This window comes from Helicobacter trogontum, from assembly GCF_000765905.2.
Lineage (GTDB): Bacteria > Campylobacterota > Campylobacteria > Campylobacterales > Helicobacteraceae > Helicobacter_A > Helicobacter_A trogontum.
Genome location: NZ_JRPL02000010.1, coordinates 1 through 15789, shown reverse-complemented (window position 1 = coordinate 15789; position 15789 = coordinate 1). Strand labels below are relative to the sequence as shown.

Below are 15789 nucleotides of genomic sequence, written 5' to 3'. Positions count from 1 at the left end.
TGTATGGGTGAAATCATTGGCATTGCCAATCAAAAGGGTGGCGTCGGAAAGACAACTACGGCTGTAAATCTTTCTGCATCACTTGCACTATGTAATAAAAAAGTTTTACTTATTGATTTTGATCCACAGGCAAATGCTACTCTTAGCTGCGGAATAAAGCGTAATGCCATAAAATCTACAATGTGTCATGTAATGTCTGGGCAAATATCTATGCAAGATATTATTCAAAATACAATGCTGAAAAATCTATTTATCGCACCCACTGATCAGAATCTAGTTGCCGTAGAATCTGAATTTTATGAAAAAGAGAAAAGTCAAAGGGAAATGTTACTTAGGCAATGTATAGAAAATGTTCGCATGGATTATGATTTTATCATTATAGATTCTCCACCTGCATTAGGACCACTTACAATGAATGTTTTGAGTGCGGCAAATTCTCTCATTGTGCCTGTGCAGTGTGAATTTTTGGCTCTTGATGGCTTAGCTCAACTTATGAACACAGTCAAACTTATAAAGCAATTTTATAATAAAAATCTAGTCATAAGAGGTTTTTTACCCACAATGTATAATGCAAGGACAAATTTATCAAAGCAAGTCTTAGACGACTTGTTACATCATGTGAAAACTGATTTTTTTAGTGATAAAGAAGGGTTTGTGGTAATACCACATAATGTAAAACTTGCAGAAGCTCCAAGCTATGGTAAACCCATTGCCTTATATGATAGCAAATCAGCTGGCAATGAGGCTTACATGCGTCTTGCAAAAGCATTATTAAAGAAACAAAAAAAGGATAGAGATGGCAAAAAGAGCGTTAGGTAGTGGGCTAAATAATCTTTTTGGCGATATTAATGCTGTATATGAAAAAAATTATACAGATTCAGATGATTCTATGCAAATGATTAAATGCGATCAGATTATACCAAACCCCATGCAACCGCGTCAAATTTTTAATGATGAAAGTTTAAGGGAGTTAGCAAATTCCATAAAGGAGAATGGACTTTTACAACCCATAGTTGTGCGTCAAAGTGAGAGTGAGGGGTATATACTTATTGCTGGTGAGAGAAGACTGCGTGCTACAAAATTATTACAAAAAGAGCATATACAAGCTATTGTCATTACAGCAGAAGATCATAAAATGCGCGAATTAGCGTTGATAGAAAATGTGCAGCGAGAAGATTTGAATCCAATCGATTTAGCTTTGTGCTACCAGTCACTTTTAAAAGAACATGATTTAACACAGGAGAAACTAGCACAAAAAATTCACAAATCCCGTACGCAAATCACAAATACACTACGCCTACTTGAATTAAGCAATAAAACACAAGAACTACTTCGAGATGGTAAGATAACGCAAGGACATGCAAAGATGCTCATTGGCCTAAACCCCAAAGATGAAGAGCTGGCATTGCAAAGTATCCTGGGACAAAAACTCAATGTAAGGGAAACAGAAAATCTCGCAAAAAATCTCAAAGCAAAAACAAAGAATATAGAAGATGACAAAAAAAATGTAGAAGCTCTGCATATAGAATCTTTACAAACCCTACAAGAGATTCTTAAGCATTATAACATCAGAAGTACGGTAAAAAATAATACAATCACTTTGCAATGCGATGAAAAAAGTAAGCTTGATGTTTTAATGCAAAAATTACAATAAATTGAAACTGGCTTAACATTCTACGTTATGTTCTTTCTCAATGTTGTATGATATGGATTGCAGTCTAATTCTATTTTTACTCTTTGTGATACATATATAACTTTCAGTACCTTGTTACTTATAACTCTTTTGTATTGTTTTGATCTTATTAAAACCAGCCTGTTGAAAATAATACATTTTTTCTTTTTTTATTGCATTTTCTGCGAAAATAGTGTATCATTGCAAACATGGAAACTGCATGATTATAACATGTTTTAAGGAGCTAATCTTATGAAAAGTGTTGAACAAACAATAAATAGACGCGATGTGTTAAAGGCTGGAACGATTGCTAGTGCGTTAGCTTTAGGTGGTTTTTTATCTCCTTTACAGGCTGCTAATACATCTTTCAAAATGCCTACTAGAGACAAGCCTTTATTGCTAAATAACAATGAAAGTGCGTATGGCTTTTCAAATCTCGCAAAAAAAGCATTAGAGAAAAAGATTGATGAATTATCACTTTATCCTTTTAAAGCTGAGGATGAGTTACGCACTAGTATTGCAAGATTTTACCAAGTAAGAGAAGATAATGTATGTGTAAGCAATGGTTCTTCTGCTGCACTACAAGCCGCAATCTATGCTGTTAGCAATCTCGCAAATGAACTCAATATGCCATTTAGAATCATAAATCCTAATCCTACTTTTGAATTCCCAGCTTTTTATGCAAAGCCGCTAGGCATCGAAGTTGTAAATTTTGATTTAGATTCACAATTTAATATGAACATTGATGCTATGAAAAAAAGTGAGAGAGAATTTGATGGTGTTTCATTGGTGTATATTTGCAATCCAAACAATCCAACTGGAAATATTGTATCTGCAAACGATCTTTACTCTTGGGTGAGAAATGCAAAGCAAAGCACAATATTCCTTATTGATGAAGCATATGCAGAGTATGTGATAGATCCTGCATTCAAAAGTGGTATTGATATCTTGAAGAATGGTGCAAAAAATGTTATTGTAACGCGTACGTTCTCAAAGATATATGGACTTGCAGGATTGCGTGTGGGATACACAATTACAACTCCAGAGCTACAACGAAGAATCAAGGATTTCTTACAACTTGCAGGTATCAATTTGTGCGGTGCTGTTGCGGCTAATGCGGCACTTGCAGATTTTAACTTTCGACAATATTGTGTGAATTCAAACGTAAAATCAAGACAAATTGTAACAAAAGCTCTTGATTCTTTAGGATTACGTTATGCGCCTTCACATGCCAACTTTATCTTCCATGAAATCACAGGTAGTTATGATGATTTTGCAAAAAATATGAGAAACCAAAATATTCTTGTTGGACGACAATTTGCCAAATTTGATAACTTCTGTCGAGTAACACTCGGTACACCACAACAAGCCGAATATTACGTAAAAGTGTTAAAGACTTTTAGACAAAAACGCTACATATAGCTATTCAATAAAACGTGGTGTTTGGACACACCACAGGCATTACCATTTCTATATGACTTACAACCTCTAAATTACACACAAAGGGTTGCCATTATATTATGAGATGGACTTTCAGATTTATATAAGACTGATATACATTGTATTAAATCCCGCCCAAACTTCTTTTGTTCTATTTTTAAGTTTTTATTTCATTATGATTTGATGCCATGAGTTACATTTGAGTTATACATCAGATTTATTAAAATCTTCTATATTATTGTAGCCTATATAAAATATAATAAACGTTTGCATATTGTTGAGTAAAAATTCAATATACATATAAAAAACACACAGGGAAAATAAAAAAAGTAATTCCAATTAATATTTTTAGATTCTTAAAGCATTGTGCTTTTTTTAATGACAAGATAGATAATTTAGCAAAAGCATTACTAGATCTTTCTATCTAAAATCTTGAAAACCTCTTGGCATTAACAAATACAATCATAAATATCAACAGCTAGATATACGCCTATAGTACTAAAAGAACCAATACATGCAAATCAAACGTAATAATTGATGTAAAATATTAAATAATATAGTAAATAACTTTATATATTGCTCGTATAAAAAATATTTAAATACTTAATTCTAAAAGTCTTATATGCCTAAAGCTTGAAATCTATTGTATTCTCACAATCAGATAATAACTTTCATAATTATTTCAAGGACTATTTGCATATCTTTAACCATACAGACATCTAAAGAATTATTCAAAGATAAAAATCTTAAGGCGTATTTTATTAAATGCTTTTTTACATGATTTATAAGAAGTATCAAAAAACATTAAACTATATTTATAAGCCAAAAATCTTACAAATATAGTTTAATGTGGTGCGTATTGCAGTGTATAGAACATTGATGGAATAATTACCTACAGCTATTTTAAAAGATAACTCATTTAATGTGGCTTATTTCAACTATCAAACTAACAATAATTCCAAAAGATTAGATTGAAAACTTCTATTGTAAGCTACAGTAGTAAGAATTGTACTTTTTAAGATCTCTAAACAATGATAATAAAGTCTCGCACCGCGTAAGACGCTTATAACCACCCCTTCTTTTTAAATGCAATAAGCGGTAGAATAGTGGAGATAATCATAACAAGCACAGCAAATGGGTAGCCATAATCCCATTTTAACTCTGGCATAATTTCAAAGTTCATACCATAAATTGTTCCTATAAGCGTTGGTGGCATCATAGCAACTGTAGCAACAGTAAAAAGCTTAATGATTTTATTTTGTTCAATATTAATCTGACTTGCCAGAATTGTTTGGATGTTATCAAGTACATTTAATTGTGATACATTAAATTCAACAAGAGAATTTAAGTCTTTTAGAACGATAGTGAGATTACGTTTAATATCGCTATCAATCTTATCACTTTTAATGAGTGAAGTAATTGCACGCCTCTTATCAAACAATGAATCTCGCACACGCATATTAAGTTCTTGCAAACCAGAGATACCTTTCAACATCTTATCATAAGTATATTCATTCTTTTCTTCCAAGACATTAATGCGCAATTTCCGTGCTTCTTTATCGATCCATTCCAAGATATCAGCATCTTTTTCCACCCGAATCTCAAACATCTTATCTAACACATCATAGCCATCTTCAAAGTTTTTTGGACTTGCAAGAATACGCGTTTGCATTTCTTCAAAAATCTTAAAATCATTAAATCTAATGGTAAATAAAATATTTTTGGTGGTCATAAACGTGATTGTTTCATTAATAAGGTTAAACTCCTTATTATCTGTCTGCATACGAATTAAAAAATGCGTATTAATTGTGATTGTAAGATTGTCCTCCCAATATCTCGCACTAAGCTCAATTTCCTCACGTTCTTCTTGTGTTGGAATATCAAGCTCATATTGTTTAGTGATATAACTCATTTCATCATTTGTTGGGTGGAGCAAATCAACCCATAAGATGTTATTAGGAAGAACATTATCTTCAATATTAAATTGTATTTTTTTTACAAGTCCATTATTTGTTTTAGTATAAATATTAAGCATAATCAATCCCCAAGCTTGTTTAGATACTCTGGCTGATTATAGCATATATAAGCTAAAAAATATAGGAGTAATTTAACACAAAATAGCTAGAATATTGCAATTTATGATAAATAGGACCTAAGGCTTTGCCAGAACTTTCAAGCACGATGGTATCGTCTGGGCGGCTTTGCTACATAAAACCAGTATAGCGATAGTTAATCTCAAACTTATGGTGTTGTTGCAAAGTATAATAAAATCCTAATGTGGGATAAACCCCATGAACAATAAGGTTACGTGCTTTAAGAATCGAAATCTCATTTAAAAAATCTGTTATTTGTCCATTACTAGAAAAATAGGCATTAACTCCATATCCTATACCAACCCCTAAACCAATCTTATGAGCTCCTTGATTATAAAAATTAAAAATATAAGAGAGATCTAGCCCAGTTTTAATCGGAGTATAATCTACCTCGTATGTATATAAAGTATTGGCTGATCCTGATAGTTTTTCTCCGCTACCACCATAAAGATGAAAAGAGACTTTTAGCCCATGAACTTTGTTTTGATCAAAAAAGTGTTGATATCCTAAAAGCAATCCTGCATCAAAGGATGTTTGTGTAGAATTTTTATAAAGGTACGTATTGATCGAGGGCATATTCGGCACACAATTATAACAAGTTTGCTGTTGGACATGAGTGCTACCTAACTGCATTTCAACACCAACAAAAAATCCATCATTTGCAAATAATAAACCTTGAGATAACATAAAGATTTGAGCAAATCGTTTTAGATGCATTGCATTTCCTTTCTAAGTAGTATCCCAATTATAACATACTTTAACCTGATGCTACATTAATGTATAATAAAAATTATTACTAGAAGATACATCAGTGTTTAAATAAATATTCTAAAACACATAAAAAATCTCTAGCATAAGTAATGCATAATAAGTTTATTTTTTTTTTTTGAAAAAGTGTAAAACGCTTAATTATACACATATTAATCAGCATAGTTTTACTTGCAAGATTATACCCCTACAAGAGCAAAACTTTAATATATTAATTACATCTAAAACTTGCATATGTTGAGTAAAAACTTAAAATAGCATTAATAGGCTATTGGAATCTTTATAATTTCATAGTATCATTACTTACTTGAAAGATTAAATTTGTGACAAAAGGAATACATCATATGCAAACAAGTCATACCAATTCCACATTGCGAGCAAAGGTGCAAGAAGCTATGCAAGAGATTGAGCGGGGATGTGTGGAGTTTATTGGTAAAGAGTATATAGAAACCTTAGTGGCACGATTCTATGAAAAAGGAGAAGAATTTGTTGTAAAGGCAGGTTTTGATCCTACTGCACCAGATTTACATTTAGGACATTCTGTGTTATTGCAAAAGCTTGCAACCTTTCAAAACCATGGTGGTAGAGTAAAATTTTTGATTGGAGATTTCACTGCGACAATAGGCGATCCTTCTGGAAAAAGTGAAACAAGAAAACCACTAACCTTTGAAGAAGTGGCACAAAATGCAAAAACCTATGAGGACCAGGTTTTTAAGATTCTAGATAAAACAAAGACGGATATTTGTTTTAATAGCAAATGGCTTGGTAGCCTTAGTAGTGCAAATATTATGCAATTGACTGCACAGTATTCTGTCGCAAGAATGATGGAACGTGACGATTTTACAAAACGTTTTAAGGAAAATCAGCCTATTTCCATTGTGGAATTTATGTATCCTTTGTTGCAAGGGTATGACTCTGTGGCGTTGAATTGTGATATCGAGCTTGGTGGTAATGACCAAAAGTTTAACCTCCTAGTAGGCAGAGCATTGCAAAGAGCATATAACTGCACTAAAGAGCAAAGCGTTATGACTATGCCTTTGCTTGAAGGATTAGATGGTATAAATAAAATGAGCAAAAGTCTCAAAAACTATATTGGAGTAACAGATTCTGCTAATGATATGTATGCGAAGATTCTTAGTATCGATGATACGTTGATGTGGCGTTATTATGAGCTTGTAAGTGCAAGAAGTCTTACGGAAATAGCGAATATAAAACGTGATGTAGAGACGGAAAAGTTACATCCCAAAGCAGCAAAAGAAATGCTTGCCCTAGAAATTACCACACGTTTTCATAATGAAAACTTAGCAATACAAGCCAAGGAAGCATTTTGTGCAATCTTTAGCAACAAGGAAATACCAAAAGATATTGAAACAAAAACAATAAAAAAGGGCGAGTGGGTATGTAAGGTGCTAGTAGAGCTAGGTTTTACCCCATCTACTTCACAGGCAAGAAGAGATATTAAAGCTGGTGCACTAAGCATAAATCAAATAAAACAAACAGATGAAAATTTTCATTTTTTACAAGAAGGTGAATTTATTATCAAGCTTGGTAAAAGAAAATTTGCTAAAATAGTAGTTGTAAATAATATATAAGGTAGGATAATGGGTGGTTTATTTAAAAGCTTAACGATAGGAAAACATACAATCAAATACCCCATTTTTCAAGGTGGTATGGGTGTTGGTATCAGCTGGGATGAACTAGCTGGTAATGTATCAAAAGAAGGTTGTTTGGGTATTATTTCTGCAGTTGGCACAGGGTATTATAAAAATATGAGTTTTGTTGATAAGATTCTATCAAGTAAACCATTTGAGGCAATCAATTTCTATAGTAAAAATGCGTTAAATGAGATTTTTAGGAATGCACGTAAAATATGTGGCGACAATCCTTTGGGTGCAAATATTTTACATGCAATTAATGATTATGGCAGAGTAGTGAGAGATGCTTGTGAGGCTGGGGCAAATGTTATTGTGACGGGAGCAGGATTACCTACAAATATGCCAGAGTTTACAAAGAATTTTCCAGAGGTAGCGTTAGTACCAATTGTCTCATCCGCAAAGGCTTTGCGTGTCATATGTAAGCGTTGGAGCGAACGATATAAGAGAGTGCCAGATGCTGTCGTTGTCGAAGGACCTTTAAGCGGTGGTCATCAAGGCTTTAAGTATGAGGATTGTTTTAAGCCAGAATATCAGCTTGAGAGCATTCTTCCGCAAGTCGTTGCAGAATCTACACAATGGGGATCTATGCCAATTATTGCCGCAGGTGGTATTTGGGATAGAAATGATATTGATACCATGCTTACATTAGGTGCAAGTGGTGTGCAAATGGGAACAAGGTTTTTGGGCACAAAAGAATGTGATGCAAAAGCATATCAACAGATTCTACCTCACATTACTAAAGATGACATTGAACTTGTGAAATCGCCTGTTGGCTACCCAGCAAGAGCTCTCAAAATCGGTGTGATGCAAAGATTAAAAGAGGGTAATGCCCCAAAAGTGCAATGTATTAGTAATTGTGTTAGCCCATGCCAAAGAGGTAAAGAGGCAAAAAAAGTGGGGTATTGCATAGCAGACAGCTTGGGTAAAGGACATTTGGGGAATCTCGAGGAGGGGCTATATTTTAGTGGTGCAAATGGCTATCGCGTAAAAGAAATTTTGAGCGTTAAAGCATTAGTTGATGAATTAACAAAACGCTAGATGGGTATATATGCGTTGTATTGTGCTTTTTTTCTTGCTTATAAGCAGTCTGCAAGCCGATACACTGCGGATTCTAAACACCATTCCGTTTGGTGCTTCAAGTCTTAGAATAGATGCAAATAGAGCGATTAAGAAAGATGAGATCAGTATTCATAAACTAAATGATACGAGCACTTTTATAGATATATATGGTGTATGGGTCCCAACTGGCAGAAGAGAGCATAACTTTCCAAATAATACTCAAATTACAATTGCACAAAACAATAAACAACGCTTACGTGTCCTCATTACCCTTACATCAAAAACAGAATTTGAATACAATCTTAAAGGCAATTACCTTTATATCTCGATTAAAGAAAAAAACTCTAAACAAAATCTAATCCCAATTAAAAGTTCCAAGAAGACTGAGCAAAAGCCCACACAGCATGCTAAACCAACACAACAAAAACCTGTAACGCAAAAACCACAAACATCAAAGCCAGCAGTTAAAACTACAGCAAACGCAAATCAACCAAAGCCAATACTTGTTTCTAGTGCAACACCATCTAGTAAAAATCGTAAAAAAATCATTATCTTAGACCCTGGTCATGGCGGTAAAGACTGCGGTACGCAAGGTATTTCTAAAACTTGTGAAAAACATATTGTCTTAAGCGTTGCCAAACTCACTGCCCAAGAGCTTTCTAAAAGAGGGTATGTTGTCTATATGACACGAAATACTGATGTGTTTATTGAATTGCAAAGACGAACAGAGATGGCAAATGAAATACATGCGGATTTATTTATATCTATTCATGCAAATTCAATACCAGTAGGTTCAAGTAGGCAGCCAAAGGGTGTAGAAACTTATTTCTTATCAACTGCAAGAACAGAGAGAGCCATAAACGCAGCTGCTATTGAGAATCAAGGTATGGCAGAATATTCACCAACGACCATTGCTTCATTTCTGACTTCACAAAGAATTATTGCTTCAAATAAACTTGGCATGGATGTGCAAGCAGGTATTCTCAAACAAATTCGAACAAAATACAATGAAAATCTTGATGGAGGTGTAAGAGAGGGTCCATTTTGGGTGCTTGTAGGTGCACTTATGCCTTCAATCCTTATTGAGATTGGATATAATTCTCACCCTATAGAATCTCAACGCTTAAAAGATACGAGTTATCAGAATCTAATTGCCAAAGGAATTGCAAATGGTGTTGATGGCTATATCACAAAGAATCCATAAATTACTCTAATCATTTTTATCATAAAATAAGCTTGTTAATAGATATTCTAAAACTCTAAATTACATAGCTCCCATCAAGACATATTTTTATAGTTCTTTCTACATTACTGCATATAGATGTATTTCATACTACAAAACAGAGCTTTGCAAAATATGCTACTTATAAGACAAAAAGTAATAAAAGTTATAAATTTCGCAATCTAGCAATCTCATCTCTTAACTGTATAGCTGCTTCAAAATCAAGTCGTTTGCTTGCTTCAAGCATTTTTGCTTTTAAGTCTTTAATAAGGTTTTCTTTTTCTTTTGCTGGAATCTTGTTTTTCTTATTCATTTTGTCATAAACTTTTGCACTATCTTCAAGTCTTAATTCTTCTTCTACATTACGACTAACTGAAGTTGGTGTAATATTGTGCTGCTTATTAAAAGCCTCTTGTTTTTGACGTCTATACGTGGTGATATCCATAGCCTTACGCATGGAATTTGTAATTTTCTCTGCATACAAAATCACTTTGCCATTTACGTTTCTAGCAGCTCGCCCCATTGTCTGTATAAGACTTGTTTCGCTTCGTAAAAAGCCCTCTTTATCTGCATCCATAATAGCTACAAGACTTACTTCTGGGAGATCAAGCCCTTCTCGCAATAAGTTTATACCTACCAATACATCAAATACTCCTAGTCGTAAGTTACGTATGAGATGATTTCTCTCTATCGCATCTATTTCACTGTGTAAATATTCAATTTTTATTCCCTCTTTGGCATAATATTTTGCAAGCTCTTCACTCATTTTTTTTGTTAAAGTTGTGATTAATACTCGCTCTTTTCTTGCCACACGCACGTGTATTTCCTGTAATAAATCTTTTACTTGAGTGTTAGAATCTCTGACTTCAAATTCAGGATCAAGTAGCCCAGTAGGACGGATAAGTTGCTCACATACGCTATCTTTACTTAAAGATAACTCCAGTTCTGCTGGTGTAGCAGATACAAAGAGAAAATTCGCGTTTTTATTAATAAACTCATCAAATTGCAATGGACGATTATCAAGTGCGCTAGGCAGACGAAAGCCATATTCTACCAATACCTCTTTTCGACTTCTATCACCCGCATACATACCACCAAATTGCGGTAAACTCACATGACTTTCATCAACGATCAATAGATAAGGCTTTTTTTTGTATTCAAAATAATCAAGTAAAGAAAAGGGAGTTTCACCTGGCTTTTTTCCTGTTAGATGTCGTGCATAATTTTCGATACCCTTGCAAATACCATTTTCTTTTATCATTTCAAGATCAAACTCTGTGCGTGATTTCAATCGTTCATATTCTACCATGCGGTTTTCACTTTCATAAAATCTTAATCTCTCTTGTAGTTCTTGTTCTATATCTACAAGAGCCTTTTTTAAGCGATTTTCCCCCACAATAAATTGGTTTGCTGCATAAAGCACGTATGATTCTAGCTCTTTTACAAAATTGTTATCTAATGACTCTAAAACTACAATCCGTTCAATCTCATCACCAAAAAATTCAATACGTATAAATTCAACTTCATTATAAGCAGGAAAAATATCAACCACTTCGCCCTTGACACGAAAACATCCACGTTCAAAACTTGCTTCATTACGCACATAGCCCATTTCGACAAGTTTTGTTAAAAGCTTTTTTTGCTGATAGGTTTTAGAAACTTCAAGTTTTTCGATCATGGTGAGATATTCACTAGGGTTTCCTAGTCCATAATTTGCAGACACACTGGCAATAATAATAACATCATCATAAGCGAGTAAGGAAGTTGTAGCTGATAGACGAAGTCGCTCTAATTCATCATTAATGGAGCTATCTTTTTCTATAAATAAGTCCCTACGAGGAATGTAGGCTTCTGGTTGGTAATAATCAAAATGGCTGATAAAATATTCCACGTGATTATGTGGAAAAAAACTTTTAAATTCACTATAGAGTTGTGCACATAGAGTTTTGTTGTGACTCATTATGAGTGTTGGCATATTTAATTTTTGTATAATATTTGCCATACTAAAGGTTTTTCCGCTACCTGTAACACCAATAAGTGTATTATACTTGTTGTGATTGTTAATTTGTTTGCACAAAAAGTTTATAGCCTGTGGTTGATCACCTGCTGGTTTATAGTTTGAGGTTAAATTAAAGAGATTTGTTTTCATGTTTATACCTTTTTTAGCTACAATTATACAAGAACTTTATCGCCCTTAAGGAGAAGTTATGCAAAATTACAATGAAATCACACACTATAATGCAACAAATACAGCTACACAAAACGTGGAACAATCATCTATAGCGCAACAAGAATCAAAAGGCGTAGGATTGCTTCCATTGGTCCATGAGGTAAAACAATTACTTGAAACAAAACATAATAAAAAAATAGAAGATTTAGAATTTAAGTTATTGGAAAAAGAAGAAAAAATTGCACAGATGGAGCTTGAGATTAGCACATTGAAAGCACAAGATGAAGAAAAAGATATAGAAATTTACAGAATGAGAGAAGAAATTAATGAAAGTAAGCGACTTTTAGAGCAATTTGTCACCACACTCAATAGAACACAAGAATAAATTCAGTTTATGGATTGGCTACATGAATGGCTTGAAGGCAGATGTAAATATGTTTGGTAATGCGGGTATAGAATCCCATGTAAACACAAACTCTATGTGCCACAATATCAGCACTACAGATTCTGTATTGCAGAATTCTGCAATACAGAATACCATGAGTGTGGATTCTGGAATCAACGATTCTAAAATGCAGTCTATACAACAACATGGCAAAACCTCACAAGATGCTATACGCTCTACCAACAATAGCAATATATGCGATACTTCTGCAAATAAAACACAGCTAAATCCACACAATGACACATCAGAGGCAATCCCAACTCATCTTACAATACAGATTGAAAATCGCAAATTTTGTTTAAGTCTAGAAAAACTGGATTTTATATGTCGTCAAAAAATTGTAGGCATATTTGCACAAAGACAATACACCCTAGAGGAGCTTTTGACACTTTTTGTAACGACACTTCGAGATCAAAGTGCTGCTGAACAAGAGCTTATGCGTATCGTGCATATCTTGAAGTCTTAATATTGCTTTCCGTCACATATGCGTTTTATCCTTGTTGCAATTATCGGGCGAAACCTTGCACCACTTACTTACTACACACACGATGAAGTTGTGTTGTATGACATTATGAAAGTAAGCGTACGAAATAGACTTGAGCTTGGCATTATTGTGCAAATACTTCCAAATCAAGATTTTACTTTTGAACCTCTTGAAGCTAAAAAATCACATTTTAGCTACACGCAAATACAACGCATTTTATTGCGTTTTATGAGTACTTATTATGTGCAAGGCGTGGGTGTCACAGCACAGGTTTTTACAGCATGGGATGCAAAGTTAGATTCCAAAGAAACACAGCAATCTGTGTTGAAAAATGATGTTGCATATAATTTAAAAAAATTATCAGAGGATCAAGAGAATGTCTTAAAAGAATGCAAACAAAAAGATTTAAGTCTAATATTTGGTACAACAGGTAGCGGTAAAACAGAGATATATTTTCACGCGATTGCAGAATGTTTAAATCAAGGGAAACAAGCTTTATTGCTCATGCCAGAAATCTCACTCACACCACAAATGCAGGCAAGATTAAATACGGCTTTCCCAAATCTTGCTGATACATGGCATAGCAAACGCACGATCGCTCAAAAGCAAAACATATTGCAATCCCTGCAAGATGGCAAGTTAAGTATTATTGCTGGGGCAAGAAGTGCCCTATTCTTGCCGTTTGAGAATCTAGGATTAATTATCGTAGATGAAGAGCATGATGATTCCTATAAATCACAAAATCAGCCAAAATACAATGCTAGAGATCTTGCCATATTTTTAAGCACAAAAGATATTCGCGTAATTTTAGGAAGTGCTACGCCAAGTCCAAAAAGCTATTATCTTGCCAAAAAGCATAATTACCTATTGCATTTGCACAATAAATTTCACAATAGCACACATACACTGCACTATGATGAAACAGATCAAATCAGTATAAGCCCTCATATACTTCATGCTATCACAAGTACATTGGAAAAAAAAGAGCAAATTATCATCTTTTTGCCAACTAGAGCTAATTTTAAGATTCTATTATGCAGACATTGTAAGCATAAGCTTTCATGTCCAAATTGCAGTATTACGCTAAGTTTACATGCAAAAAAGAATGCACTTGTATGTCATTACTGCGGCTTTACAAGTCAAATCCCACAAGTCTGTAACATATGTGGCAGTGATATGCTAAGCGGTATGCGTATGGGAACAGAAGAATTCAAAAAAGAGCTGGAATTCACCCTATTGACACTCAACCTCACACCAAACATTGCTATTTTTGATAGAGATAATATCACAACGCACAAGCAATTAACAAACCTATTGCATGATTTTGAAAAGCAAAAAATTGATATTTTAATTGGCACTCATATGATAGCAAAAGGACACGACTATCCTAATGTTACTTTAAGCATTATCGTTGGTATGGACTATATGCTACATATTCCAGATTATAGGGCATATGAGACAAGTCTTTCACTTTTATACCAAGTCGCAGGAAGAAGTGGAAGGAAGCAGCATGGAAATATTATTGTTCAAACAAAAGATTCTGAAGCAATAAATAGTTTGTGGGGTGATTACACAAAAGTACTACATTATATATTAAATGAGAGAAACCCACTATATCCACCTTTTTGTCGCCTCGCATTGCTTCGTTTTGGACATGATGATGAACAAAAGGCACACTATCTTGCAAACAAATTTGCAGAAATTTTATATAGCATTCAAGATGAAAATACATATAAATTTGAAGTTGTGGGCATAAGTGAAGCAAGTGTCTTTAAAGTAAAGAAAAAATATTATTATCAAGTTTTATTGCGCTCATATAGCAATTTTATGCTACAAAAAGCTATACAACACGCACTTTCCCATGCTACAAAAGATATGCAGCAATGTATTGATATAGACATAGATCCGCTTAGTTTTTAACTCAAAACCATATACCCAAAAACTAAGAAATAAAAATATAGCATACCGCCAGTTTATTACACTCTAGCAACCTTGCATACCAAAGAAATGCGGTAAAATAATCTCCTCCATGATTGTATTTTACTGACAATACAATAAAGTTGCAATATAAATCTCTATATCCTAACAATACCTCTCCAACGACATTGCTTGAATGTTGTTAGAATAAGATAACACAGAGATTCAAAAAAGATTGGTCAAATTGGAAAACGTAGAAATTATAGATGATAATGAAAGTTATGAGATTAGTTGAATGAAATTAAGATAATATCTAATACTCTAAATAATAAGCAAACAGCTTATAAAACTCCTAGTAAAACAAAAGAAAGCTATACAAGTGAATATGGTTATATCGATTATATACTAGCTATTGGAGGAATAAAAATGAGTTCTTCTAAAGATTTATTTGTAGCTGATGCTTCTTTAGCTATAGACTCTATACCCAAAGCCCAATATGATGATATGATAAACTTTTATGAAACTTGCGCTAGCAATTATCCACAAATCAAAGAAAAAGATTCTCTCACTCTCACAGGACACTCTTTAGGTGGTGCTCTAGCTCAAATGCTTGTTTTAAGTATCTGTGATGATAAGAATGAAGCAAATATCAATGAAGTCTATATAGAAGTTTATATATTATATAATAATATAGAATCTAAAATATATTTCTTGGGTATAGAGCTCACGGGCGGCAGTGAATCCCAAAGCCCAAATAACGAATGCTTCTTTGGCACATTAGATTCTAAAGATAGTAATCTAGGCTTAGATACTCTTAAACCCATCTATCACTTAATCGGTGAGATAGATTCTAACTCTATAGAA

13 protein-coding genes are annotated in these 15789 nt (G+C 33.7%); 10 read left to right on the top strand and 3 right to left on the bottom strand.

The window, feature by feature from the left end; genetic code table 11:
• Window positions 1–3 precede the first annotated feature (3 nt).
• The 3 genes from LS81_RS05455 to LS81_RS05445 all read left to right on the top strand — a co-directional run bounded on the left by LS81_RS05455 (window position 4) and on the right by LS81_RS05445 (window position 3094).
• Window positions 4–819 (top strand): ParA family protein, encoded by an 816-nt coding sequence (locus LS81_RS05455; RefSeq protein WP_104696459.1) that lies wholly within the window; start codon window positions 4–6, stop codon window positions 817–819.
• On the top strand, window positions 797–1654 hold the full coding sequence (locus tag LS81_RS05450) for a ParB/RepB/Spo0J family partition protein (protein WP_034346608.1): 858 nt from the start codon (window positions 797–799) through the stop codon (window positions 1652–1654). The genes LS81_RS05455 and LS81_RS05450 overlap by 23 nt, the downstream gene beginning before the upstream one ends.
• A gap of 270 nt (window positions 1655–1924) precedes the next feature.
• Window positions 1925–3094 carry a pyridoxal phosphate-dependent aminotransferase gene (locus tag LS81_RS05445; protein ID WP_034346609.1) on the top strand — a complete coding sequence of 390 codons (1170 nt, stop codon included), beginning with the start codon at window positions 1925–1927 and terminating at the stop codon, window positions 3092–3094.
• Between the two features lie 1081 nt (window positions 3095–4175).
• Here LS81_RS05445 and corA read toward each other — a convergent pair.
• The gene (gene corA / locus LS81_RS05440; RefSeq protein WP_034346610.1) at window positions 4176–5147 is read right to left on the bottom strand and encodes a magnesium/cobalt transporter CorA; all 972 of its coding nucleotides are present in this window, start codon (window positions 5145–5147) and stop codon (window positions 4176–4178) included.
• Between the two features lie 169 nt (window positions 5148–5316).
• On the bottom strand, window positions 5317–5922 hold the full coding sequence (locus tag LS81_RS05435; protein WP_034346611.1) for an outer membrane beta-barrel protein: 606 nt from the start codon (window positions 5920–5922) through the stop codon (window positions 5317–5319).
• A 395-nt stretch (window positions 5923–6317) separates the two neighbouring features.
• Here LS81_RS05435 and tyrS point away from each other — a divergent pair, with 395 nt between their 5' ends.
• Genes tyrS through LS81_RS05420 form a run of 3 tightly spaced genes read left to right on the top strand, consistent with a single transcriptional unit; the run spans window position 6318 to window position 9891 of the window.
• Window positions 6318–7565: a tyrosine--tRNA ligase gene (gene tyrS / locus LS81_RS05430; RefSeq protein WP_052096560.1), complete on the top strand. Its 1248-nt coding sequence runs from the start codon at window positions 6318–6320 to the stop codon at window positions 7563–7565.
• A gap of 9 nt (window positions 7566–7574) precedes the next feature.
• Entirely contained in the window at window positions 7575–8666 is a 1092-nt protein-coding gene (locus LS81_RS05425; RefSeq protein ID WP_034346612.1) for a nitronate monooxygenase, read from the top strand.
• Between the two features lie 10 nt (window positions 8667–8676).
• The gene (locus LS81_RS05420) at window positions 8677–9891 is read left to right on the top strand and encodes an N-acetylmuramoyl-L-alanine amidase family protein (RefSeq protein WP_052096561.1); all 1215 of its coding nucleotides are present in this window, start codon (window positions 8677–8679) and stop codon (window positions 9889–9891) included.
• Window positions 9892–10075: 184 nt separating this feature from the next.
• Here the strand turns inward: LS81_RS05420 and uvrB are convergent, their stop codons facing one another.
• Window positions 10076–12058: an excinuclease ABC subunit UvrB gene (gene uvrB / locus LS81_RS05415; RefSeq protein ID WP_034346613.1), complete on the bottom strand. Its 1983-nt coding sequence runs from the start codon at window positions 12056–12058 to the stop codon at window positions 10076–10078.
• A gap of 58 nt (window positions 12059–12116) precedes the next feature.
• On the opposite strand from uvrB, the gene LS81_RS05410 reads away from it, so the two are divergent.
• The 4 genes from LS81_RS05410 to LS81_RS11905 form a co-directional block, all read left to right on the top strand.
• Complete coding sequence (locus LS81_RS05410; RefSeq protein ID WP_034346614.1) at window positions 12117–12464, top strand: hypothetical protein; 348 nt, start codon at window positions 12117–12119, stop codon at window positions 12462–12464.
• A gap of 22 nt (window positions 12465–12486) precedes the next feature.
• On the top strand, window positions 12487–12990 hold the full coding sequence (locus LS81_RS05405; protein ID WP_233715876.1) for a hypothetical protein: 504 nt from the start codon (window positions 12487–12489) through the stop codon (window positions 12988–12990).
• A gap of 18 nt (window positions 12991–13008) precedes the next feature.
• Complete coding sequence (priA, locus tag LS81_RS05400) at window positions 13009–14928, top strand: replication restart helicase PriA (protein WP_034346615.1); 1920 nt, start codon at window positions 13009–13011, stop codon at window positions 14926–14928.
• Between the two features lie 423 nt (window positions 14929–15351).
• Window positions 15352–15789, top strand: a 438-nt coding sequence (locus tag LS81_RS11905) for a lipase family protein (RefSeq protein WP_419664285.1), incomplete at its 3' end; no start/stop codon positions are given.